Raw genomic sequence first — 23,626 nt, 5'->3', positions numbered from 1 at the left:
CTGTTTAGATGCGCTTCACCACCACGCAGCCGATCGAGTAGCCGGCGCCGAAGGAGCAGATGACGCCCAGTTCGCCTGCTGCCATGTCGTCGGAATGCTTGTGGAAGGCGATGATCGAACCGGCCGACGAGGTGTTGGCGTATTCGTCCAGGATCACCGGTGCTTCGCCCGGCTCGGAGTCGCGGCCCAGCACCAGGCGGCTGATCAGCAGGTTCATGTTCAGGTTGGCCTGGTGCAGCCAGAAGCGCTTGACCTGCGGGACTTCCAGGCCGGCGTGGGTGATGGTGTCCTTGATCATCTCGGCCGCCATCGGGCAAACGTCCTTGAACACCTTGCGGCCCTGCTGGCGGAACAGCTTGTCCGGCTGGCCGATGCCGGCTTCGTCGAAGCGGTTGAGGAAGCCGAAGTTGTTGCGGATGTTGTTGGAGAAGCTGGTCTTCAGCTTGGTATCCAGGATTTCCCAGCAGTGCGTACCCTTGGCTGTGTCGGCCGCTTCGATGACCATCGCCGTGCAGGCGTCGCCGAAGATGAAGTGGCTGTCGCGGTCGCGCCAGTTCAGGTGGCCCGAGGTGATTTCCGGATTCAGCACCAGCACCGCGCGCGCCTGGCCGCTCTGCACCGCCGCCACCGCCTGCTGGATGCCGAAGGTGGCCGACGAGCAGGCCACGTTCATGTCGAAGCCGTAGCCGTCGATGCCCAGCGCGCCTTGCACCTCGACCGCCATGGCCGGGTAGCCGCGCTGCATATTGGAGCAGGCCACCAGCACCATGTCGATGTCGGCGGCGGTGCGGCCGGCGCGGTCCAGCGCCTGGTTGGCGGCGGCCACGCAGATTTCCGCTTGCAGCGACAGTTCTTCGTCGGCGCGCTCGGGGATGTGCGAGACCATGCGCTTCGGATCGAGGATGCCGGCTTTTTCCATCACGTAGCGGGCCTTGATGCCGGACGCTTTTTCGATGAAGGCCACGCTGGACGGTTCCAACGCCGTCACCGTGCCGTCCGCAATGGCGGCGGCGTTGTCGGCGTTGAACTGTTCGACATAGGTGTTGAAGCAGATCACCAGCTCTTCGTTGCTGATCGACTGCGCTGGCGTGAAGAGGCCGGTACCGCTGATGACGGCTTGTTTCATGATTAAACTTTCAAATTAAGCAATGGCAGATGCCAATAATGAGGCAAATTCTACACAATGCCTGCAGGTTCGGCGCAAATAAAAGCGGCGCCCTTGAGGCGCCGCTGAGTTCGCTACAACAGACTGCTTATTTTTTGGCGGCGGCGCTATCCACCGACACCACTGTGGTCCCCTGCTTGGCCAGCTGAACCGGCAAGCCCTTCAGGTGATTCAGCGCCTGCTGCAACTGGAAATCGTCGCCGCTGCCGTATTCCAGCGGCTTGCGTTTCTTCTCCAGCGCAACGATGCGCAGCTGTTCTTCCAGCTCGTCGCGCTTGCCCTTGGCGCCTTCGGCTTCCTTGTCGTTGACCAAGTGCTTGTCGAGGTCGGCTTCGCGGGTGCGCAGCGCGTTGAGGCCGTCGCCGTCGGCGTTTTCATCCACCGCCACGTCCGGCGTAATGCCCTTGGCCTGGATCGAGCGGCCGTTCGGCGTGTAATAGCGTGCCGTGGTCAGCTTGACGGCGGTATCGGCCGTCAGCTGGCGAATGGTCTGCACCGAACCCTTACCGAAGGTCTGCGAACCGATGATGTCGGCCCGCTTGTAATCCTGCAAGGCACCGGCGACGATTTCCGAGGCCGAGGCCGAACCGGTGTTCACCAGCACCACCATCGGCACTTTCTTCAGCGCGGCCGGCAGCTTGGCCAGCGCGTCGTTCTCGCCGCGCAGTTCGTAGTATTCAGGACGGCCGTAGAAAATCTGTTTCTGATCCGGCAACTGGCCGTTGGTCGACACAATCGGCGAATCTTTCGGCAGGAAGGCGGCGGCGACGCCGATCGCGCCTTGCAGCACGCCGCCCGGATCGTTGCGCAGGTCCAGCACCAGGCCCTTGATGTTGGGGTCCTGTTTATAGAGTTCGAGGATCTTGGCGGCCATGTCGTCCACGGTCGGTTCCTGGAACTGCGAGATGCGCACCCAGGCATAGCCCGGCTCGACCAGCTTGCCCTTGACGCTCTTCTGGTGGATTTCCTCGCGCGTGATGTTGAACACCAGCGGCTCGGCCTCGTCCTTGCGCAGGATGGTCATGCTGACCTTGCTGCCGGGCTCGCCGCGCATCTTCTTGACCGACTCATCCAACGACATGCCCTTGACCTGCATATTGTCGAGACGGCTGATCAGGTCGCCCGGCTTGATGCCGGCGCGCCAGGCCGGCGAATCCTCGATTGGCGCGACGATCTTGATATAGCCATCTTCGCTCTGGCCGATTTCGATGCCGAGGCCGACGAACTTGCCCTGCGATCCTTCCCGCAGTTCGGCATAGGCTTTCTTATCCAGGTAGGCGGAGTGCGGGTCGAGCGAGGCCACCATGCCGGAGATGGCTTCGGTCAGCAGCTTCTTGTCTTCGACCGGTTCGACGTAGTCGGACTTGATCAGGCCGAACACATCGGCCAGCTGGCGCAACTCTTCCAGCGGCAATGGCGGGTCCACCGGCTTTTGCGCCATGGCGGAAAATTGCAGCGAAATGGCGACGCCGGCGACTACGCCCAAGCCGACCAGACCGGAATTCTTTAATTTCTTGCCCATGTTTCACCTGTCCTGAATCGCCGCGGCGAATTTGCAGCGGCTGAATTGAGTATAAACCTGATTCCGAGCAAACGTCGTAGCCGTCACGAAATGATTTATACCTTTACGGCGTTTTACAACGCTCCTAGTTGACTTTGAAAGCGCATCAACGCGGGACAGGTGAAGGGTCATGTTGACACTTTTGTGTACAGTGTATCCCTAGCGTTGACGACAGTAAGTAATTGTAAGAACCCCTGAAACACCCAATTTCGCGGCCTAAACTTGGCTCGTATTTCTCTCTACCCTGAAGTGGTTTTTCGCCAGCGCCCCAAGCGCTGGCTTTTTTTTATCTACGGAGCCTCCATGCGATTTCTGTCACGTCCATCCTCATCCGTTGTGCGCCGCCTCAGTGCCGCGCTGGCCTTGTCGGCCCTGTTGTCGCCGGCGTTTGCGTTGCCGGTGATGGAGATGCGCGCCGAGGACTACCTGCCGATGGCAGCCGAACTGAAGAAGTCGCTGAGCCTGAATACCAATCAGCAAACATTGTGGTCGCAGACCGAGTCCAAGACCCGCAACCTGCTGCGTGAACGCAAGGCCCGCCGCGAGCGCCTGCAAGCGGCCACGCTGGCCGCCGCACAGGGCGCCGGCGTCGAGCTGCGCGATGTGGCCAAGGCCATCGACGACGAAACCAACCTCAGCACCGCCGAAGAGAAACAGCTGCGCGAATGGTGGCTGACGGTCAATGATGCCTTATCGGAAAGCCAGCGCCAGGCCGTGGTGCAGATGCTGAGCGAACAGTTGCAGCGCGTGCCGGACAGCGGCAGCGCACCGCGTCCGGAGCGCAAGGAAGAGGGCGGCGAACACCGTGGCGGCAAGGGCGGCGGCCGCGGCGGTATGGGCGGCGGTGGCGTCGGTGTAGGCGCGGGCGGCGTCAACGTTAACTTGCCGGGCACCGGTGGCTAAGGGATACCCTTAGAAAAAGTGTTGTTGCTACTGTATCGTAAAGTAAAAAGCCAGCGGCAAGCCCTTTTGCCGGCTGGCATGACGGTAGAATTCTTCGCAAGAATTCCACCTGACAGAGTACATGAGCAAATTACTACCCCTCGCCTGGCTGGCCATGCTCGGCGCGGCAGACGCGTGCGCGCAAACCCAGACCGATAGCGCACCGCAGCAGGCGGCACAGCCGGCCGTCAAGGCCGCGACAGACAAATCTGCAGCCGACAAGCAAATGCAGCAGGTCACCATCAGCGGCGGCCGCGCCAGCGATATGGACGAGCGCCGCAACTCGGTGGCGGGCAAGCAGATCTTCGGCCGCGAAGAGCTGGACCGCAACGGCGACAGCAATCTTGGCGACGTCCTCAAGCGCCTGCCCGGCGTTACCCTCGGCGGCCGTCCGGGCCGTGGCGGCGACGTGCGCATGCGCGGCATGGGCAGCGGCTACACGCAGATCCTGGTCAACGGCGAACGGCCGCCGGCCGGCTTCTCGATGGAATCGCTGGCGCCGGATCAGGTGGAGCGGGTCGAAATCATGCGCGGCCCGGTGGCCGAGCACAGCACGCGGGCGATCGCCGGCACCATCAACATCATCCTGCGTGACGGCTACCAGCAGCGCGACAAGCAGCTCAAGCTGACCGACTCGATCGAGCAGGGCCGCCATTCGCCGAACGTATCGCTGACTGTGCCCGGCAAGGTCGGCAGCCTGACCTGGCTGCTGACCGGTTCGCTGTTTGAAAACCACCAGCACGACCAGACCGAAACCCACAATCTCGACACCCGCGCCGACAGCGTGGTGGTCAAGGACGAGAACGTGCTCGACGAGACCCGGCGCGAGACACGCGGCCTGTTCCTGACGCCGCGCCTGTCCTATAAATTCGACGGCGGCGACACGCTGAATTTCCAGCCGTTTCTGATGGTCAACCGCAGCGACAGCAAGGCCCGCAGCGACCTGACGCAGAATCCCGGCCTGGTGCCGCCGAGCCTGCTGCTGCCGCCGGAATACAATCTGGCGCTGACCGACGGCCATACCGAATCGACCTTCCTGCGCGGCTTCGGCAACTGGGTACACAAGCTGGACGGCGCGGCCAAGCTGGACGTCAAGTTCGGCTTCGGCGCCGGCCACAGCGACAACGATTCGCTGCGCTACCAGTACGACAACGGCGGCGCGCTGCTGGACCGCTTCACCGACACCGCCACCGTGCGCGACCGCAGCGCCAGCACCGGCGGCAAGTACAGCACGCCGCTGGGCCGCGCGCATTCGCTGGCAGCCGGCTGGGATGTGGAGCTGGGCCATCGCGAAGAAACCAAGACCTCGCTCGACAAGGACGGCGTGCCGCAGTTTGCCGATTCCGGCGACAACCTGACCGCCGATACGCGCCGTCTGGCGGTGTTCGTGCAGGATGAGTGGGATATCTCGGCGCAATGGTCGGGCTATGCCGGCGTGCGCTGGGAAGGCATCCGCACGTCCAGCAGCGGCGCCAGCACCGGTGACGTCAGCAACACCAGCAGCGTGCTGAGCCCGCTGCTGCACGCGGTCTACCGCATTCCCGGCCACGACAAGGACCAGATCCGCGCCAGCCTGACCAAGAGCTACAAGGCAGCCAATATCCAGGACCTGATCGCGCTGCCGTCGCTGTCGCGCCTGAACAGCGCAACGCGTCCCGACCGCACCGGCAATCCCAACCTGAAGCCGGAACTGGCTACCGGCCTAGACCTGGCCTACGAGCATTACCTGGGCCGCGCCGGCATCCTCAGCGCCAGCGGCTTCATCCGCAATATCGAAGACCTGATCCGGCGCGACATCGCGCTGGAAACCACCAGCACCGGCCCGCGCTGGGTATCGACGCCGCGCAATATCGGCAGCGCGCGCAGCACCGGCATCGAGCTGGAAGCCAAGTTCCAGTTGCAGGAACTGATGGCGGATGCACCGGCCATCGACTTCCGCACCAACTACAGCCGCTTCTGGTCCAGCGTGGATGATATTCCCGGCCCTAACAACCGGCTCGACGCGCAGCCCAAGCAGACCGCCAACCTCGGCCTCGACTACCGCATGAAGGACTTGCCGCTGACCCTCGGCGGCAGCCTCAACTGGACGCCGGAGACGCTGATCCAGAGCAGCCTGTCGCAGCTGGTTTACACTAGCCGCAAGCGCTCGTTTGACGCCTATGGATTGTGGCGCTTCAACGCCAGCAACCAGCTGCGTATTTCCGCCAACAACCTGGTGGCGGAAGACGCCATCGGCGCCAACACCGTGAGCACCAACGGCCTGACACAATTGGCCAATACGATTAACCAGACGTACGTCGTCTGGAGCGTCAAATATGAAATGAAGTTCTAACCGTAAGGATCTGCTGTGAAAAAAAGTTTTCTGCTGACCACGCTGACACTGAGCCTGATGACCGCCTTCGGCGCCGCCGCCGCTGCCGAACCTGCCGCACCGATCTCCGGCATCGACATCCCCAACATGGACACCAGTGTGCGTCCGCAAGACGATTTCTTCACTTACCTCAACGGCAGCTGGCTGAAGACCACCGAGATCCCGTCCGACAAATCGAGCTGGGGCACGTTCGCCAAGCTGCGCGACGACACGCTGCCGCAACTGCGCGGCCTGATCGAAAAAGCCGGCGCCGAGAAAGCCAAGAACGGCACCGAGCCGCAGAAGATCGCCGACCTGTACGCCAGCTACATGGATGAAGCCAAGCTCAACGACCTGGGCATCCGTCCCCTGACCGGTGAGCTGAACCGCATCCGCGCGCTGAAGGACAAGAAAGGCCTGCCGATCATCATCGCCCACCTGGCGCAGATCGGCGTCACCACGCCGTACGGCGTCGGCGTGCGCCAGGATGCGCGCGAGTCGACCAGGTACGCGGTCTACGTCGGCCAGAGCGGCCTGGGCTTGCCGGACCGCGACTATTACCTGAAAAAAGACGACGCCAAGATGGCCAATGCCCTGGCCAAGTATGAGCTCTACATCGCCAAGGTGCTGGGTCTGTCGGGTGACCATAACGCCACCGCCGACGCCAAGAAAATCGTCGCGCTGGAAACCGCGCTGGCCGAAGCGCAATGGACCAAGGTGGAAAACCGCGACCCGGTCAAGCGCTACAACAAGATGCCGATCAAGCAGCTGGCCGAACTGGCGCCAGGCTACGACTGGGGCCACGCGCTGGCCGCGGCCGGCGTGGCCAACAAGACCGACTATGTGATCGTCAACCAGCCGAGCTTCCTGACCGGCTTTGGCGCGCTGCTGGAAAAGACCGACCTGGCGACCTGGAAAGCGTATCTGGAATGGCAGCTGCTGCGTGAAGCATCGCCGTTCCTGTCGAAGGAATTTGCCGACGCTAACTTCGATTTCTACAGCACCGTGCTGACCGGCGTGGCCGTCAAGCCGCCGCGCTGGAAAACCGGCGTCAGCCTGGTCGAAGGCAGCCTGGGCGAAGCGCTGGGCAAGCTGTACGTGGCCGAATACTTCCCGCCTGAGCGCAAGGCGCGCATGGACCAGCTGGTGAAGAACGTGCTGGCCGCCTACAAAACCTCGATCGACAATCTGGACTGGATGAGCCCGGCCACCAAGCTGGAAGCGCAAGCCAAGCTGGCCAAGTTCACGCCGAAGATCGGCTACCCGGACAAATGGCGCGACTACTCGACGCTGGTGATCATCAAGGGCGACCTGGTGGGCAACGTGCTGCGCACTTCCAACTACCGCCATCAGCGCATGATCGCCAAGCTGGGCAAGCCGGTTGACCGCGACGAATGGGGCATGACGCCGCAAACCATCAACGCCTATTACAACTCGACCATGAACGAGATCGTGTTCCCGGCCGCCATTTTGCAACCGCCGTTCTTTGATGCGCGCGCCGACGATGCCGTCAACTACGGCGCCATCGGCGCGGTGATCGGCCACGAGATCAGCCACGGCTTCGACGACGGCGGCAGCCAGTCCGACGGCGACGGCAACCTGCGCGACTGGTGGACCAAGGAAGATCGCGCCAACTTCAAGGCCAAGACCGACGCGCTGATCAAGCAGTACAACGGCTACAGCCCGCTGCCGGGTTATAACGTCAACGGCGCGCTGACGCTGGGCGAGAACATCGCCGACAACAGCGGCATGGCGATCGCTTACAAGGCCTACAAGATGTCGCTGGAAGGCAAACCGGCGCCGGTGATCGACGGCTTTACCGGCGACCAGCGCTTCTACATGGGCTTTGGCCAGGTGTGGCGCGTGAAGATGCGCGAAGACCAGCAGATCCTGCAAATCAAGACCGACCCGCATTCGCCGGGCCAGTTCCGCGCCAACGGACCGGTGGTCAACCAGCCGGGCTTCTACGACGCCTTTGGCGTCAAACCGGGCGACAAGCTGTATGTTGCGCCGGAACAGCGCATCATCATCTGGTAATCGTTTATTGCTAGCAAAAAAGCCACCCTGCGTGGCTTTTTTGTTATTGTTTTGGATCTTAGGGAGAGCGTATCAATGAAAAAATATCTGCTTAGCACGTTGATGCTGGCGCTGCTGGCCTCGGCCGGAGTACAGGCACAACAAAAAACTTCGGGCGTCGATCTCGCCAACATCGATGCGTCGGTGCGGCCGCAGGATAACTTCTTCCTCAACCTGAACGGCAAGTGGCTGGCCAAGACCGAGATCCCGGCCGACAAGTCGAGCTGGGGCTCGTTCGAGAAGCTGGACGACGACACCAAGCCGCAGCTGCGCGCGCTGATCGAAGCGGCCGCCGCCACGCCGAACAAGCAGGCCGGCACCGAAGCCCAGCGCATCGGCGATTTCTTCGCCAGCTATATGGACGAAGCCAAGCTGGAACAGCTGCGCCTGGCGCCGCTGAAGGCCGACTTCGAGCGCGTGGCCGCACTGAGCGACAAGAAGCAGATTCCGGCGCTGATCGCCCACTTCAACCGCAACGGCTACACCGCGCCATACGGCTTCGGCATCCACCAGGACAACAAAGATTCCACCAAGTACGTGGCCGACCTCGGCCAGGATGGCCTGAGCCTGCCGGACCGCGATTACTACCTGAAAAAATCGGACAAGAAACTGGCCGACACGCTGGTCAAGTACGAGCAGCACGTGGCCAAGATGCTGACGCTGGCCGGCAACCCCAACGGCGCGGCCGACGCCAAGGCCATCGTCGCGCTGGAAACCGAGATCGCCAAGCTGCAGTGGACCAAGGTCGAGCTGCGCGATCCGGTCAAGGCCTACAACAAGGTGCCGCTGGATAAGCTGTCCAAGCTGGCGCCGGGCTACGACTGGACCACCTGGCTGAACGACACCGGTATCGGCGGCAAGGTCGATTACGTCATCGTCAGCCAGCCGAGCTTCATCACCGGCTTCAACAAGCTGCTGAACAAGACGCCGCTGAGCACGTGGAAGACCTACTTCCAGTGGCAGGTGCTGCACGCCAATGCGCCATACCTGGCCAAGGATTTCGCGCTGGAGAATTTCGCCTTCTACGGCAAGGTACTGAGCGGTATCGATGAGCAGCAGCCGCGCTGGAAACGCGGCGTCAACGCCACCGACGGCGCGCTGGGCGAAGCGCTCGGCAAGCTGTACGTCGAGCAGCACTTCCCGGCCGAGCGCAAGGCGCGCATGGAACAGCTGGTGAAGAACCTGCTGGCCGCGTTCAAGGAAAGCATCAACACGCTGGACTGGATGAGCCCGGAAACCAAGGTGCAGGCGCAAGCCAAGCTGGCCAAGTTCACCACCAAGATCGGCTACCCGAACAAGTGGCGCGACTACTCCAAGCTGACGGTGGTCAAGGATGACCTGGCCGGCAACGTGCGCCGCTCGCATGTGTTTGAGTACGAGAAGGAAGTCGACAAACTGGGCAAGCCGATCGACCGCGACGAGTGGGGCATGACGCCGCAAACCGTCAACGCCTACTACAACCCGGAGCTGAACGAGATCGTGTTCCCGGCTGTGATCCTGCAGCCGCCGTTCTTCGATGCGGATGCCGACGATGCGGTCAACTACGGCGCGATCGGCGCGGTGATCGGCCACGAGATCAGCCACGGCTTCGACGACCAGGGTGCGCAGTACGACGGCGACGGCAATCTGCGCGACTGGTGGACCAAGGCCGATCACAAGAACTTCGCCGCCAAGACCAAGATGCTGGTCAAGCAGTACAACGGCTTCAGTCCGGTAAAGGGCTACTTTGTTAACGGCGAATTGACGTTGGGCGAAAACATCGCCGACAACAGCGGCGCCGCCATTGCCTACAAGGCTTACCTGATTTCGCTGGGCGGCAAGCCGGCGCCGGTGATCGACGGCCTGACCGGCGAGCAGCGCTTCTACATGGGCTTCGGCCAGGTGTGGCGCAGCAAGATCCGCGACGCCCAGCAAATCGTGTATCTGAAAACCGATCCGCACTCGCCGGATCAGTTCCGTGCCAATGGCACGGTGCGCAACCAGCCGGGCTTCTACGAAGCGTTTGGCGTCAAGCCGGGCGACAAGATGTACCTGGCGCCCAAGGATCGCGTCATCATGTGGTGATGTGATATAAAAGCAGTTCGGCCCATGTGAGCAATGGGCCTTCACTTAATATAGCAGAAGGAAAACTCGTGAAACGTCATCTCGTAAGTGCATTGATGCTGAGCCTGATCGCAGGCTTGGCAGGCGCCGCGGACACTGCCAAAAGCACTGCTCCGGTTAGCGCTAAAGAAAGCAAGAAACCAGTCTCCGGCATCGCCACCGAATACATCGACCCGGCCGTGCGCGTGCAGGACGACCTGTTCACCCACATGAACGGCAAGTGGCTGGCGACGACCGAAATTCCGGCCGACAAATCGAGCTGGGGCAGCTTTGCCAAACTGAACGATGACATCCAGCCGCAGCTGCGCGCGATTATCGAAGGCGCGGGCGGCAACAAGGCCGGCGGTCCGGAAGCGCAGCGCATCGGCGACTTCTACGCCAGCTTCATGGACGAAGCCCAGTTGGAACAACTGGGCCTGAAACCGCTGAGCGCGGAACTGGCCAAGGTGGCGGCATTGAGCGACAAGAAGCAACTGCCTGCGCTGATCGCCCACTTCAACCAGATCGGCGTGAGCGCGCCGTATGGCTACGGCATCCACCAGGACAACAAGGATTCGACCAAGTACGTGGCCGACATCTCGCAAGACGGCCTGGGCCTGCCGGACCGCGACTACTACCTGAAAGCCGACGACAAGAAACTGGCCGACATTCTGGCCAAGTACGAACTGCACGTGGGTAAAATGCTGACGCTGGCGGGCGACGCCCACGGCGCGGAAACCGCCCACGCCATCGTTGCGTTTGAAACCGAACTGGCCAAGCTGCAATGGACCAAGGTCGAGCTGCGCGACCCGATCAAGGCCTACAACAAGGTCGATATCGCCAAGCTGGGCGAGGTCGCCCCAGGCTACGACTGGAACACCTACCTGACCGACGCCGGCGTTGCCGGCAAGGTCAGCTACGTGATCGTCAGCCAGCCGAGCTACCTGAAAGGCATGACCGCGCTGCTGGACAGCACGCCGCTGGACACGCTGCAGGCTTACTTCCAATGGCATCTGCTGCGTTCCAACGCGGCTTACCTGAACAAAGCCTTCGTCGACGAAAGCTTCGCCTTCTACGGCACCGTGCTGAGCGGCGTGACCGAGCAGCGTCCACGCTGGAAACGCGGCGTGTCCGTGACCCAGGGCGCGCTGGGCGAAGCCGTCGGCAAACTGTACGTGCAGCAGTACTTCCCGGCTGACCGCAAGGCGCGCATGGAAGAGCTGGTGAAAAACCTGCTGGCCACCTACAAGACCAGCATCGACAAGCTGGACTGGATGACCCCGGTCACCAAAAAGCAGGCGCAAGCCAAGCTGGCCAAGTTCACCTACAAGATCGGCTACCCGAACAAATGGCGCGACTACAGCGCGCTGACGATCAGCAAGGATGACCTGGTTGGCAACGTGCTGCGTTCGCGCCAGTTCGACTACAACAAGGAACTCAACAAGCTGGGCAAACCGATCGACCGCGACGAGTGGGGCATGACGCCGCAAACCGTCAACGCCTACTACAATCCGGAGATGAACGAAATCGTGTTCCCGGCAGCGATCCTGCAGGCGCCGTTCTTCAACGCCGATGCGGATGACGCGGTCAACTACGGCGCCATCGGCGGCGTGATCGGTCACGAAATCAGCCACGGCTTCGACGACCAGGGCGCGCAGTACGACGGTGACGGCAACCTGCGTGACTGGTGGACCGCCGCCGACCACAAGGCGTTCGCGGCCAAGACCAAGATGCTGGTCGACCAGTACAACCAGTTCAGCCCGCTGCCTGGCTACCACGTCAACGGTGAACTGACGCTGGGCGAGAACATCGCCGACAACAGCGGCGTGGCGATCGCCTACAAGGCCTACAAGCTGTCGCTGCACGGCAAGAAGCCGCCAGTGATCGACGGCCTGACCGGCGACCAGCGCTTCTACATGGGCTTTGCGCAAGTATGGCGCCTGAAGATGCGTGAAGCGGCGCAGATCCAGCAGATCAAGACCGACCCGCACTCGCCAGGCCAGTTCCGCGCCAACGGCCCGATGCGCAACCAGCCGGGCTTCTACGACGCCTTCGGCGTCAAGCCAGGCGACAAGATGTACCTGGCCCCGAAAGACCGCGTGATCATGTGGTAATGAGGTAAAAAAGAAAGGCCGCAGCGATGCGGCCTTTTTTCATTTCAGAGTAAACTAGCGGCTTCCGATGTTAAGAAGCCGATTGCCATGCGCCTGCGTTACACCCTTCCTGTTGTCCTGCCGCTGCTGCTGAGTGCCTGCGGCGATTCCTTTACGCCGGTGGATGTCTACATGGCCCAGACGCCGGAGTGCAAGGACTGGCAGGATGGTTCGCGCTTCGAGCTGCCGCGCGGGATCAGCGTGTCGACCACGCCGCCGGTGACGCTGCCGGATGGCGGCGCCGAGTTCACCTTCGTCTATCTGGTGCCGCGCGGCGAGCGCGCGCTGTTCCAGACCCGCGACTTCAACGTCACCCAGCCCAAGGGGCCGGTGCTGGCCAAGGCCAAGCTGGTGACGTTCTACCAGCGCACCACCAACTCCGCGCCGGAAATCGTCGAGTCGATCCCCAAGGTGCCGGACATGCTGATCGCCGGCGCCACCGGTGCGGAAACCATCTGGCGCGTGCGCCTGCGCGTGACGGAGAAGCTGCCGGAACGTTTCGACGTGGTGCCACCCGCATTCGAGATCGCGCTGCATAAATATCCGATGCGCACCTTCACCTACCGCTACTTCCCCGAGCGCAAAGCCTACGGTTTGTGCCGCTAATAAAAAACCGGCCGTAAAGGCCGGTTGTTCACTGGCGTGTTGACGCCGCTTACTTCGGTGGCTCCGACGCGGCTGGCGCAGCAGCAGCAGCTGCGGGTGCCGGCACTTCCGGCTCCTTGAACTTGGCGCCGCCATGGTTGGCCATATAGACCACCGCGCGCGCCACTTCCACGTCGTCCAGATCCGGATTGCCGCCCTTGGCCGGCATGGCGCGCAAGCCTTCCAACGCGTGCTTGAGGACGGTGTCGTAACCTTGGGCGATGCGCGCGCTCCAGGCGCCGCTGTCGCCGAACTTCGGTGCTCCGGCAACGCCGGCGCCGTGGCAGGCCGCGCAGGTGGCGGTGTACACCGCTTCACCCGATTGCAGCACTTTCGGCGCGTTGGAGTCCTTCAGCGTATAGCCCGCGTTGGCCACCGGCGCAATGCGGGCAGCCACCTCTTCCGGCGCCTGGCTGTTGGAACCGGCGCCGGTGAGCTTGGTGGTAGTGACGTATTGGACCAGCAGAATGATGCCGATGATCGTGACCGCGAAGAAGCCGACCACAGCGCCAACCAGCTGTTTCGGGGTACGGATGAGGGATTCGTGTTCGTTGTGTGCGTCGCTCATGATTTCCTTAAGAGACTAATTTCAGCCGGGGTGGCGCGAGAGTTAATCAGCGGCTACCTTGTAAAAAACTTCACCAAACGGCTGATTATAGACACAAGAATGCCGCGAAGGAAACGCAAACATAAGCAAAACGACATTGGCCCATGGACGGCTGCCAATAAAAACGGTATCCTACGGCACGCATTCGCGTATCCCCCTGTCGCGGCTGTAGCTCAGTGGATAGAGTATTGGCCTCCGAAGCCAAGGGTCGTGGGTTCGATCCCCGCCAGCCGCACCAAGTTTTCCATAGAAATCAATTACTTAGCATACGCATCAGGATGCGCTGTTATGCAGGATAGTGCATGACTTGGCACGCTCGCTGCGCCAACATTGCGCCAGCTGCGGACAGTTGTATTGTGCCACCGCAGCAATTTGCATTGCGGTGAATTACAGACGAGTCCAGTCGAGAACTCTCTTTGCCCATGGTTACCGGCCATATTAGGGCGAAAATCTTTAAGTGCTTTTTGATGTGCATCAAAAATCCGTCTAATTTCAGCTGCTGACAGAAATCCCACACCCTGGCGCGCTCGCGTTGACATTCAAGATTTCCCGGTGCTATAGTTTCTTCAACAAGTGGAAACGATTCCACTTATTTCATAAATAAACAAACGGAGACAGGCAGACAACGAGCTGCCTGCGCGAGGAGACACACTCATGACTGCAAGCCCCGCTTTGCCGGGCGATGGACAACTGCGCCCATCGTCTTTGAAATCCCTCTTTAAAATCATGCTGTTAGGTGCGTTCGGCGCAGCGCTGCACACGTCTGCGCAGGCGCAAATCGTGCAGGCCTGGATCACCACCGGCGACCAGACGCAGTTGCTGGCGCGCGGTGCCGATAGCCGTTTCCACAGCGGCGCCACGGCCGCTACCATCATTGAAGTCGACCCTCGCCAGCGCTTCCAGGAAATGGTTGGTTTCGGCGCCGCCATCACCGATTCGTCGGCCTGGCTGATCCAGAACAAGCTGAACCCGCAGCAGCGCGCCGATTTGCTCAAGGAGCTGTTCGGTCAGTCGCCCGGCGTCGGTTTCAGCTTCACGCGGCTGACCATCGGCGCCTCGGATTTCTCACGCCGTCACTACAGCTTTGACGACATGCCGCCGGGCCAGATCGATCCGACCTTGCAGCATTTCTCCATCGATCCGAACCGCGCCGACGTGCTGCCGGTCACCAAAGCGGCGCTGGCGATCAATCCCAAGCTGCGCGTGATGGCGTCGCCATGGAGCGCGCCGGGCTGGATGAAGTCGACCGACAGCCTGATCCAGGGCACGCTGAAGCCGGAAGCCTTCGCGCCGTTCGCCGGCTACCTGTCACGCTATATCAGCGCCTACGAAAAAGAAGGCGTGCCGATCTTCGCGCTGACCTTGCAGAACGAGCCGCACTTCGAGCCCAAGGATTATCCCGGCATGCGCGTCGATCCGGCCAAGCGCGCGGCCTTCATCGGCGGCTATCTGGGCCCGCTGCTGGCCAAGGAGCATCCGCATACCAAAATCCTCGACTGGGACCACAACTGGGATGAGCCCTGGTCGCCGGCCGAGGTGCTGAAAGATCCGGTCGCCAACAAGTACGTGAGCGGCGTGGCCTGGCACTGCTACGGCGGCGACGTCCGCGTGCAGTCGGCGCTGCACGACCGCTGGCCGGACAAAGAAACCTATTTCACCGAATGCTCGGGCGGCAAGTGGGCGCCGGTGTGGTCGGACAATTTGCAGCACTTCGCCCGCACTTTGGTGATTGGCACCACGCGCGGCTGGGCCAAGGGCGTGCTGCTGTGGAATCTGGCGCTGGATGAGAACGATGGTCCCTACCTGGGCGGCTGCAAGGAATGCCGCGGCGTGGTCACCATCGACAGCCGCGACGGCAAGATCACCCGCAACGAAGAGTATTACGCGCTGGCCCACGCCAGCCGCTTCGTGCGCCAGGGCGCGCGCCGCATCGCTTCCACCAGCGGCTACGACCAACTCGACACGGTCGCCTTCCGCAACGCCGACGATGGTTCGCTGGCGCTGCTGGTGGTGAATTCGGCCAAGGCGCCGCGCCAGTTCGCGGTGCGCATCGGCCAGCGCAGTTTCGATTACACCTTGCCGGCTGCCAGTGTGGCCACCTTCACCTGGAAATAAAACGATAAAAGGGAGACGAAAAATGAAGACCAAGATGACACCCATCGCTGCCGCCTGTGCTGCACTGGCTTTTGCCGCCAGTCCAGCCATGGCGCAACAGCAAGCCACTACGCCCAAGGCTGACAAGACCGACGACGGCGCCGTGCAGGAAGTGGTAGTAACCGGCATCCGCCGCAGCATCGAGACTTCGATGGCGATCAAGCGCGATGCCGACGCCATCGTCGAAGCGGTGACGGCGGAAGACATCGGCAAGCTGCCGGACGTCTCCATCGCCGAATCGATTTCGCGCCTGGCCGGCCTGACGGCGCAGCGCGTCGAAGGCCGTGCGCAGTCGATTTCGATTCGCGGCCTGGCGCCGGACTTTTCCACCACGCTGCTGAATGGCCGCGAGCAAGTCTCCACCAGCAATAACCGCAGCGCCGAATTTGACCAGTATCCATCCGAGCTGATCAACGGCGTGGTGGTGTATAAAACGCCGGATGCATCGCTGGTGTCGGGCGGCCTGTCTGGCACGGTGGACTTGCAGACGGTGCGGCCGCTGGACGTCCGTCAACGCACCTTCGTGCTGAATGCGCGCGGCGAGCACAATTCCAACGGCAAGCTCAACTCCAATACCTCGGCCAATGGTAACCGCGTGAGCGCGTCGTATGTGGATCAGTTCCTCAACAACACGCTGGGTATCGCGGTCGGCTACGCGCATCTGGATTCGCCGGGCCAGCAGCAGGAATACAAATCGTGGTGGTGGGGCACCAATAAAAACCTGCCGGCCGACATGCAAAACGTGGTCACGCTGAACGGCGCCGAAGTCACCGCCTCGTCGCGCGAGCAAAAGCGCGACGGCCTGATGGCGGTGGTCGAATACCGTCCATCGAAGGAATTCCGCACCACGCTGGATATGTACTATTCCGAGTTCAAGCAAAACACCACCATGCGCGGCCTGATGTGGAATTCGAATCAGGACAATCCGATCCGCTATCTGAATCCGCAGGTCGAGAACGTGGGCGGCACGCGCGTGCTGGTCGGCGGCGTGCTGACCAACCTGGAACCGATCGTGCGTAACGACTACAACGAGCGCAAGGACCAGCTCGGTGCGCTGGGCTGGAACAACACCTTCAAGAAGGATGGCTGGACGCTGGTCGGCGACCTGTCGTACTCGAACGCCAAGCGGCGCGAGGAAGTGCTGGAGACCTATGCCGGCCTCGGCCCTGCAGGTTCGAAAAACACCGACAACAATTTCCAGTTCCATATTCCGACTGCCGGCGGCTTGCCGACCTTCACTCCGAGCATCAACTTCGCCGATCCCAACATCATCAAGCTGACCGACGTCGGCGGCTGGGGCAAGGATGCGGACATGCACCATCCGGTGGTCGAAGATACGCTGAGCTCGGGCAAGTTCTCGGTCAAGAAAGAGCTGGACGGCATGTTCCGCAGCCTGGAAGGCGGCCTCAACTACAGCAAGCGCGAGAAGACCCACGCCGATACCAATAACTACTGGTTCCTGAAAAACGGCCGCGTGCCGGCCACCGTATCGTCCGATCTGCTGCAGCCGTCGACCTCGCTGTCCTTCGCCGGCATTCCATCGGTGATGAGCTATGACGTGCTGGGCGTGCTGAACAAGTATTACGACAAGCAACCGGCCCGTCCGGACGACCAGGCCTTGCAGGATTGGGGCGTGACCGAGAAGATCGCCACCGCCTACGCCAAGCTGGGCATTGACACCGACCTCGGCCCGATTCCGGTGCGTGGCGCGCTTGGTCTGCAAGCCGTCAATGTCGACCAGAAGTCGCGCGGCGCCACCGTCAACGCCGGCGTGCTGGGCACCATCAGCGGCGGCAAGAACTACACCGACTGGCTGCCGAGCCTGAATCTGAACTTCGATCTGGAAAAATATCTGTCCACCACCAACCTGCGCCTGGGCCTGGCCAAGACCGTGGCGCGGCCGCAGATGTCCGATATGCGCGCCGGCATTTCGGGCGGCGTCGACACCAACACCCGCATGTGGAACGGCAGCGGCGGCAATCCGGATCTGGAGCCATGGCGCGCCAATTCGTATGACCTGTCGCTGGAGAAGTACATCGGCAAGCGCAGCTACATCGCCGGCGCGCTGTGGTACAAGAAGTTGCAAAGCTATATCTACAACCAGCAGACCGCGTTCAGCTTTGCCGGCTTCCCGAACCCATCGGCGGTGGTGCCGTTGCAGGACATCGGCACGCTGAACCGTCCGGCCAACGGTACTGGCGGCCAGGTCAAAGGTGTGGAGCTGTCTGGCGCGCTGGATGCCGGTTTGTTGTGGCAACCGCTGGAAGGCTTCGGCGTCACCGGCAGCATGTCCGGCACCGAGAGCTCGATCCATCCGAACGGTCCGGGCACCAAGGAGAAGCTGCCGGGCCTGTCGGGCGTGGTGTCCAACTTCACCGTCTATTACGAGAAGGATGGCTACTCGGCGCGCGCCAGCCGCCGCTACCGCTCGGCGTATCGTGGCGAGGTCACCGGCCTGTTCGCGCAGCGCGCCTTCAGCGAGATCCTGGCCGAGCGCCAGATCGACCTGCAACTGGGCTATGCGATCGAGGAGGGCACGTACAAGGGCTTGTCGTTCCTGTTCCAGGTGAATAACCTGAACAATTCGCCATACCAGACGCGCCAGGGCGATCCATTCACGGGCGGCTCGTATGCGCCGGAGCGCTATACCACGTATGGCCGCCAGTTCCTGCTGGGTTTGAACTACCGGCTGTAAGTACGCTAGCGTACATAGACAGCAGCGGTGCTGTCTGTGTGGGCGAGGGAGTGATAGAATTGTCACTTCCTCCCCCTGAAAGCGATTCCGCCTCCGATGCACGCACCCGATCCCGTTACGCTGGACAATTGTGCGGATGAACCTATCCACATTCCAGGCAGCATACAGCCGCATGGCGCATTGCTGGCGTTCGACGCAGCCGGTGTGCTGCTGGCCTGGAGCGGCAATGCGCCGCAACTGCTGGGTTTGACGCTGGCGCTGAATACGCCGCTGGCGGCCCTGCCGCTGCCGGACGGGGTCCACGAAGCGGTGGCCGAATGCCTGGACAGTCTGGAAGACGGCGAAGCGCCGGCCACGGCGCTGGAAGTAGCCATCGGCGACTTGCAATTCGACTGCATCGTGCATGCCTATCACGAGCGCCTGATCATTGAATTCGAGCTGCGCGACACGCCCAGCGATGCGGTGGCGGCGTTCGCGCTGAAGGCGCATGCGGCGATCGACCGGCTCAAGCGGCAGAAGTCGATCGACGCGCTGCTGCAACTGGCCACCGAACAGGTGCGCGCCATCACCGGCTTCGACCGCGTGATGGCCTACCGTTTCCATCAGGACGACAGCGGCGACGTGACCGCCGAGTCGCGCCACGACGACCTGGAGCCGTACCTGGGCCGCCGCTATCCGGCCAGCGACATCCCGGCGCAGGCGCGCCGCCTGTACATCATCAACACGCTGCGGCTGATTGCCGACGTCGGCTATACGCCGTCGCCGCTGGTCGGCCGCGAGGGCGAGGCGCCGCTGGACTTGAGTCACAGCGTGCTGCGCAGCGTGTCGCCGATCCACATCGAGTATTTGCAGAACATGGGCGTGGGCGCCTCGATGAGCGTGTCGATCGTGGTGGCCGGCCGCCTGTGGGGCCTGCTGGCCTGCCATCACATGGCGCCGCTGCAGGTGCCGTATTCGATCCGTATGGCGGCCGACGTGATGGCGCAGGTGATTGCCTCGCTGGTGCAGTCGATCGAAGCGCGTGAACGCACCCGGCTGGTGGAACAGTCGGCCGAGGTGCGCACGCGCGTGATGGAAGCGCTGCTGCATCACGACGAACCGGCGCGCGCGCTGCTGGAGCATGCGCCGGCGCTGTGCCAGTCGCTGCAGGTGGAAGCGCTGGTGGTCACGCAATACGGCAAGGTGATGGTGCATGGCGATGTCGATGCGGAACTGGCGGCGCGCATGGTGGCGTCCTTGCCTGAAGGCGGGCACGACCTGATCGAACGCACCGCCGTCGGCGACTGGCCGGCCGGGATGCAGGATGCGCTGGGACAATGGGCCGGCCTGCTGGCGCTGCGCTTCGACCCGGCCACCTCGGGCTGGCTGCTGGGCCTGCGCCGTGAACAAATCCATACGATACGCTGGGCCGGACGGCCGGAAAAAGTGGTGATTGCCGGTCCGCTGGGTCCGCGCCTGACGCCGCGCGGTTCCTTCGACGAATGGCGCGAGATGGTGCGCGGCCGCGCCGTGCCGTGGGAAGCCACCGAGCAACTGGCGGCCAGCCAGCTGCTGGGCGAGATGCATCGCGCCAGCGTGGCCAAGCACGTGGAAACCGACCGCGCCCGCGCGCAGCTGCTGGCGATGCTGGGCCACGACCTGCGCGGCCCGCTGCATTCGATCAATATGGCGGCGACCGTGCTGCAACATGGCGGCGCGGCCAGCACCATGAGCAGCCGTATCCAGGCTTCCAGCACGCGCATGGAGCGGCTGATCAGCCAGGTGCTGGACATGAGCCGCATCAACGGCGGGCTCGGCCTGGGACTGAGCCGCACCGAGGTCGACCTGGTGCCGATTCTGCACGACCTGCTGGATGAAGTACGCACCTCGCACGCCGACCTGCGCATCGACGCCAACCTGCCGCCGACGCTGCTGGCGCAAGTGGATGGCGACCGCATGGTGCAGGTGGTGAGCAACCTGGTCAGCAACGCCCGCCACCATGGCGATCATGGCGAACCGATCCAGATCAGCCTGAGCGAACAGGACGGCCAGGTGCTGCTGGAAGTGCGCAATATGGCGCCGGCGATTCCGGATGAGCTGCTGTCGACGTTGTACAGCCCGCTCAAGCACGCGTCGGTCGGCAATGTGCGCAATCGCGGCGGCCTCGGCTTGGGCTTGCACATTGCGCAAGAAATCGTCCAGCAGCATGGCGGCCAGATCGTCTACCGTTACGAAGCACCACAAGTTGTCTTCGCTGTAACGTTGCCGCGCACGGAAAACTAAACACTTCCACAACACTGTGGAGTTTCGGTGAAGAATTGCGGTAGTTTCCTGTCGCACACTTGAAGCCGATCCGGCATCGTGGCTAAATGGCCTGATGGTCAAGATCGGTATCACCGCCCGCCTGTTTCTTTCACTGCTGATCGTCAGCATGCTGACCGCAGTCGGCGTCGGGCTGGGCACGCGCTGGAGTTTCACGCGCGGCTTCCAGGGTTATCTGAACGAAGTGGAGGCGCGCCGCATGGAGGCGATGGCCTTCGAGTTTTCGCGCGCCTATCAAGAGCACGGCAACTGGGACTTCATCCGCAATAACCGCGAAGCCTGGGAGCGCTACACCGGCGCCATCGGCCGCGAACGCGCCACCTCGCCGCGTCCCGGCGGCGACTCCATCTATTACGCCGTGCCGGACAAGGCGCCGCGCCGCCTCGGCCTGTATGACGAACACGGCAATCACCTGGCCGGCAACCTGCAAGCCGGCGCCGACCTGCGCTACCAGCCGGTGCTGGTGGACGGCAAAATGGTCGGCACGCTGGCCGGCGCGCCGCTGCGCGGTTTGCAGGAAGAAGCCGAGCAGACCTTCCAGGCACAGCAGCAACGCGACAGCCTGTTCATCGGCCTCGGCACGCTGGTGCTGGCGGCGCTGGCGGCGATGCTGCTGGCGCGCAGCTTTGTGGCGCCGACGCGACGGCTGATCGCGGCCGCATCCAAGGTGGCGGCCGGCGACTACGGCGTGCGCGTGCCGCATGCGCAGCGCGACGAGCTGGGCACGCTGGCGCGCAACTTCAACATCATGGTGGCAACGCTGGAAAGCAACGAGGCGCTGCGCCGCCACTTCATGGCCGACATTTCGCACGAGCTGCGCACGCCGCTGTCGGTGTTGCAGGCGCAGCTGGAAGCGATGGAAGACGGCATCGAACCGATCGACGCCAGCAGCCTGAAGGCGCTGATGGACGAGGTCGCCACGCTGAGCCGGCTGGTGGATGATATGCGCCAGATCACCTTGTCCGAAGTGGGCGCCTTCGACTACCGCCGCGAGCCGCTGGACCTGGCCGCGCTGCTGGATAGCGAGGTCCACAAGTGGCGCGATCCGCTGGCGCAGACCGGCACCGAGATCCTGGTCGAGCGCCCATCCACCATGATCATTGACGGCGACACGGTGCGCCTGCGCCAGCTGCTGCGCAACCTGTTCAACAACACGCTGCGCCATGCCGAAGGCGCCACGCAGTTGCGCATCAGCCTGCACATCATGCGGCAGCAGGCGGTGCTGACGCTGGCCGACAACGGCCCCGGCGTCAGCGATGCCGGCCTGCCGATGCTGTTCGAGCGCTTCTGGCGCGGCGACCACGCGCGCAGCCGCACCACCGGCGGCAGCGGCCTCGGGCTGGCGATCTGCCGCAGCATTGTCGAAGCGCACGGCGGCAGCATCGGCGCCATGCACACGCACACCGCGACGCCGCGCGGCCTCACCATCCGCATCACGCTGCCGCTGTCGGGAGAAATCGCATGAACGCGCCGCACGTGCTGGTGGTGGAAGATGAACAACGGCTGGCGCGCCTGCTGGTCAGCTATCTGCTGGCGGCCGGCTACCGCGCCAGCGCCCAGCACGACGGCCTGTCGGTGCAGGCCACGGTGGCGGCCGGCGATGTCGACCTGATCCTGCTGGACTGGATGCTGCCCGGCATGGACGGCCTGAGCCTGTGCCGCCTGCTGCGCGCCAACAGCGATATCCCCATCATCATGATGACGGCGCGCGCGCAGGAAGAGGACCGTCTAGACGGCCTCGACAGCGGCGCCGACGATTACATCTGCAAACCGTTTAGCCCACGCGAAGTGGTGGCGCGGGTGCGGGCCGTGCTGCGCCGCCGGCCGTCCGGCACGCCGCAGCCGGGCTTGCAGATCGACGACGCCGGCATGCGCGCCTTTGTCCACGGCAAAGAAGTCGCGCTGACGCCGGTGGAATTCCGCTTGTTGAAACTTTTACGCGACGCACCCGGCAAAGCCATGTCACGCGATGACTTGCGCAACTGGGTGTATGAGGACCGGCGCATCGTGCACGACCGCACGATCGATACGCATGTGAAGAACCTGCGCCGGAAACTGGAGGAGGCTGGCCTGGTCGAAGCGATTTCGGCCGTTTATGGGGTCGGCTATCGATGGGAAGCGCGCAGCGCGCTGCAACCCTGACGTCTTACAACGAGGAGAAAGCAATGTCTGACGACACACAGTCGCCGTCCCGGCGCAACCTTATCAAAGGCATGGTGTTCATACCGATCGGCGCGGTAGCCGCGACCGGCGCGGTGCGCGCACTGCAACCGGCCACTGCGGCCGACGCCAATGCGCCCGAGGGCAAGCCGGACGCGTACACGCCGGCGTTTTTCAACCAGGTGGAGTGGAAGTTCCTCAACGCCGCCGTGGACCGCCTGATCCCGCACGATGAACACGGCCCCGGCGCCATCGAGCTGGGCGTGCTGGAATTCCTCGACCGTCACATGCAGACCCCGTACGCCACCGGCGACATCTGGTATATGCAAGGCCCGTTCGTGAAAGCGGCGCCGGAGTTCGGCTACCAGGGCAAGCTGGGCCTGCGCGACATCATCCGCGTCGGCATCAAGAATGTCGACGGCTATTGCGCCTCGCAGTTCGGCGGCAAGGCGTTTGCCGATCTGGACCGCAAGCAGCAGGAGGAAATCCTCAAGGGCTGCGAAGGCGGCAAGCTGAAGTTCGAAGACATTTCGGCCAAGCTGTTCTTCACCAATCTGCTGAACGAAGTGCGCAACGGCTATTTCGCCGATCCCAAGCACGGCGGCAACAAGGGCATGGGGTCGTGGAAGATGATCGGCTATCCCGGCATGCGCGCCGACTATCTGGACTGGGTGGAAGTCCGTGACAAACCATATCCGATCGGCCCTGTCGATCTGGCTGGACGCAGAGGTTAAG

At 62.7% G+C, this 23,626-nt stretch carries 15 protein-coding genes and 1 tRNA gene; 13 read left to right on the top strand and 3 right to left on the bottom strand.

Features of this window, described 5'->3' with window-relative positions:
• Positions 1-4: 4 nt before the first annotated feature.
• Together GTP69_RS11590 and GTP69_RS11585 are read right to left on the bottom strand one after the other, a co-directional pair.
• Entirely contained in the window at positions 5-1,126 is a 1,122-nt protein-coding gene (locus tag GTP69_RS11590) for a beta-ketoacyl-ACP synthase III (protein ID WP_161055050.1), read from the bottom strand.
• Positions 1,127-1,253: 127 nt separating this feature from the next.
• A complete protein-coding gene (locus GTP69_RS11585; RefSeq protein WP_161055049.1) occupies positions 1,254-2,687 on the bottom strand; it encodes a S41 family peptidase in 1,434 nt (477 codons plus the stop codon).
• A 342-nt stretch (positions 2,688-3,029) separates the two neighbouring features.
• On the opposite strand from GTP69_RS11585, the gene GTP69_RS11580 reads away from it, so the two are divergent.
• The 6 genes from GTP69_RS11580 (at position 3,030) to GTP69_RS11555 (ending at position 12,935) form a co-directional block, all read left to right on the top strand.
• Complete coding sequence (locus tag GTP69_RS11580) at positions 3,030-3,629, top strand: hypothetical protein (protein WP_161055048.1); 600 nt, start codon at positions 3,030-3,032, stop codon at positions 3,627-3,629.
• Positions 3,630-3,750: 121 nt separating this feature from the next.
• Entirely contained in the window at positions 3,751-6,000 is a 2,250-nt protein-coding gene (locus GTP69_RS11575; protein ID WP_161055047.1) for a TonB-dependent receptor plug domain-containing protein, read from the top strand.
• Positions 6,001-6,057: 57 nt separating this feature from the next.
• Positions 6,058-8,055, top strand: a complete 1,998-nt coding sequence (locus tag GTP69_RS11570; protein ID WP_161055091.1) for a M13 family metallopeptidase — start codon at positions 6,058-6,060, stop codon at positions 8,053-8,055.
• Between the two features lie 75 nt (positions 8,056-8,130).
• Positions 8,131-10,158: a M13 family metallopeptidase gene (locus GTP69_RS11565; protein WP_161055046.1), complete on the top strand. Its 2,028-nt coding sequence runs from the start codon at positions 8,131-8,133 to the stop codon at positions 10,156-10,158.
• Positions 10,159-10,253: 95 nt separating this feature from the next.
• Complete coding sequence (locus GTP69_RS11560) at positions 10,254-12,290, top strand: M13 family metallopeptidase (protein ID WP_202424392.1); 2,037 nt, start codon at positions 10,254-10,256, stop codon at positions 12,288-12,290.
• 87 nt (positions 12,291-12,377) lie between these two features.
• Positions 12,378-12,935, top strand: coding sequence for a hypothetical protein (locus GTP69_RS11555; protein ID WP_161055044.1), 558 nt, complete (start codon positions 12,378-12,380; stop codon positions 12,933-12,935).
• A 49-nt stretch (positions 12,936-12,984) separates the two neighbouring features.
• On the opposite strand, the gene GTP69_RS11550 is transcribed toward GTP69_RS11555, so the two are convergent.
• Positions 12,985-13,542 carry a c-type cytochrome gene (locus GTP69_RS11550; protein ID WP_161055043.1) on the bottom strand — a complete coding sequence of 186 codons (558 nt, stop codon included), beginning with the start codon at positions 13,540-13,542 and terminating at the stop codon, positions 12,985-12,987.
• Between the two features lie 201 nt (positions 13,543-13,743).
• Here GTP69_RS11550 and GTP69_RS11545 point away from each other — a divergent pair.
• The 7 genes from GTP69_RS11545 (at position 13,744) to GTP69_RS11515 (ending at position 23,625) form a co-directional block, all read left to right on the top strand.
• Positions 13,744-13,819, top strand: a tRNA-Arg gene (locus GTP69_RS11545).
• Positions 13,820-14,235: 416 nt separating this feature from the next.
• A complete protein-coding gene (locus GTP69_RS11540) occupies positions 14,236-15,696 on the top strand; it encodes a glycoside hydrolase family 30 protein (RefSeq protein WP_161055042.1) in 1,461 nt (486 codons plus the stop codon).
• Positions 15,697-15,718: 22 nt separating this feature from the next.
• Positions 15,719-18,430 (top strand): TonB-dependent receptor, encoded by a 2,712-nt coding sequence (locus GTP69_RS11535; RefSeq protein ID WP_161055041.1) that lies wholly within the window; start codon positions 15,719-15,721, stop codon positions 18,428-18,430.
• Between the two features lie 96 nt (positions 18,431-18,526).
• Complete coding sequence (locus tag GTP69_RS11530; protein ID WP_202424385.1) at positions 18,527-20,692, top strand: ATP-binding protein; 2,166 nt, start codon at positions 18,527-18,529, stop codon at positions 20,690-20,692.
• 94 nt (positions 20,693-20,786) lie between these two features.
• Entirely contained in the window at positions 20,787-22,196 is a 1,410-nt protein-coding gene (locus GTP69_RS11525) for an ATP-binding protein (protein ID WP_161055040.1), read from the top strand.
• A complete protein-coding gene (locus GTP69_RS11520) occupies positions 22,193-22,873 on the top strand; it encodes a response regulator (protein WP_161055039.1) in 681 nt (226 codons plus the stop codon). Before GTP69_RS11525 ends, GTP69_RS11520 begins: the two co-directional genes overlap by 4 nt.
• Positions 22,874-22,896: 23 nt before the next feature.
• On the top strand, positions 22,897-23,625 hold the full coding sequence (locus tag GTP69_RS11515) for a gluconate 2-dehydrogenase subunit 3 family protein (protein WP_161055038.1): 729 nt from the start codon (positions 22,897-22,899) through the stop codon (positions 23,623-23,625).
• Position 23,626 lies beyond the last annotated feature (1 nt).

Origin of the sequence: Duganella levis (assembly GCF_009857605.1) — a bacterium.
In the GTDB taxonomy this organism is placed as follows: domain Bacteria; phylum Pseudomonadota; class Gammaproteobacteria; order Burkholderiales; family Burkholderiaceae_D; genus Rugamonas; species Rugamonas levis.
This window is presented reverse-complemented; position numbering and strand designations above follow the sequence as displayed.

Bases quoted from the DNA above. Each gene is read 5' to 3' on its own strand.
- GTP69_RS11580 (WP_161055048.1), top strand. From the start codon at position 3,030: ATGCGATTTCTGTCACGTCCATCCTCATCCGTTGTGCGCCGCCTCAGT.
- GTP69_RS11590 (WP_161055050.1), bottom strand. From the start codon at position 1,126: ATGAAACAAGCCGTCATCAGCGGTACCGGCCTCTTCACGCCAGCGCAG.
- GTP69_RS11555 (WP_161055044.1), top strand. From the start codon at position 12,378: ATGCGCCTGCGTTACACCCTTCCTGTTGTCCTGCCGCTGCTGCTGAGT.
- GTP69_RS11535 (WP_161055041.1), top strand. From the start codon at position 15,719: ATGAAGACCAAGATGACACCCATCGCTGCCGCCTGTGCTGCACTGGCT.
- GTP69_RS11515 (WP_161055038.1), top strand. From the start codon at position 22,897: ATGTCTGACGACACACAGTCGCCGTCCCGGCGCAACCTTATCAAAGGC.
- GTP69_RS11570 (WP_161055091.1), top strand. From the start codon at position 6,058: ATGACCGCCTTCGGCGCCGCCGCCGCTGCCGAACCTGCCGCACCGATC.
- GTP69_RS11525 (WP_161055040.1), top strand. From the start codon at position 20,787: ATGGTCAAGATCGGTATCACCGCCCGCCTGTTTCTTTCACTGCTGATC.
- GTP69_RS11585 (WP_161055049.1), bottom strand. From the start codon at position 2,687: ATGGGCAAGAAATTAAAGAATTCCGGTCTGGTCGGCTTGGGCGTAGTC.
- GTP69_RS11565 (WP_161055046.1), top strand. From the start codon at position 8,131: ATGAAAAAATATCTGCTTAGCACGTTGATGCTGGCGCTGCTGGCCTCG.
- GTP69_RS11575 (WP_161055047.1), top strand. From the start codon at position 3,751: ATGAGCAAATTACTACCCCTCGCCTGGCTGGCCATGCTCGGCGCGGCA.
- GTP69_RS11530 (WP_202424385.1), top strand. From the start codon at position 18,527: ATGCACGCACCCGATCCCGTTACGCTGGACAATTGTGCGGATGAACCT.
- GTP69_RS11540 (WP_161055042.1), top strand. From the start codon at position 14,236: ATGACTGCAAGCCCCGCTTTGCCGGGCGATGGACAACTGCGCCCATCG.
- GTP69_RS11520 (WP_161055039.1), top strand. From the start codon at position 22,193: ATGAACGCGCCGCACGTGCTGGTGGTGGAAGATGAACAACGGCTGGCG.
- GTP69_RS11550 (WP_161055043.1), bottom strand. From the start codon at position 13,542: ATGAGCGACGCACACAACGAACACGAATCCCTCATCCGTACCCCGAAA.
- GTP69_RS11560 (WP_202424392.1), top strand. From the start codon at position 10,254: ATGCTGAGCCTGATCGCAGGCTTGGCAGGCGCCGCGGACACTGCCAAA.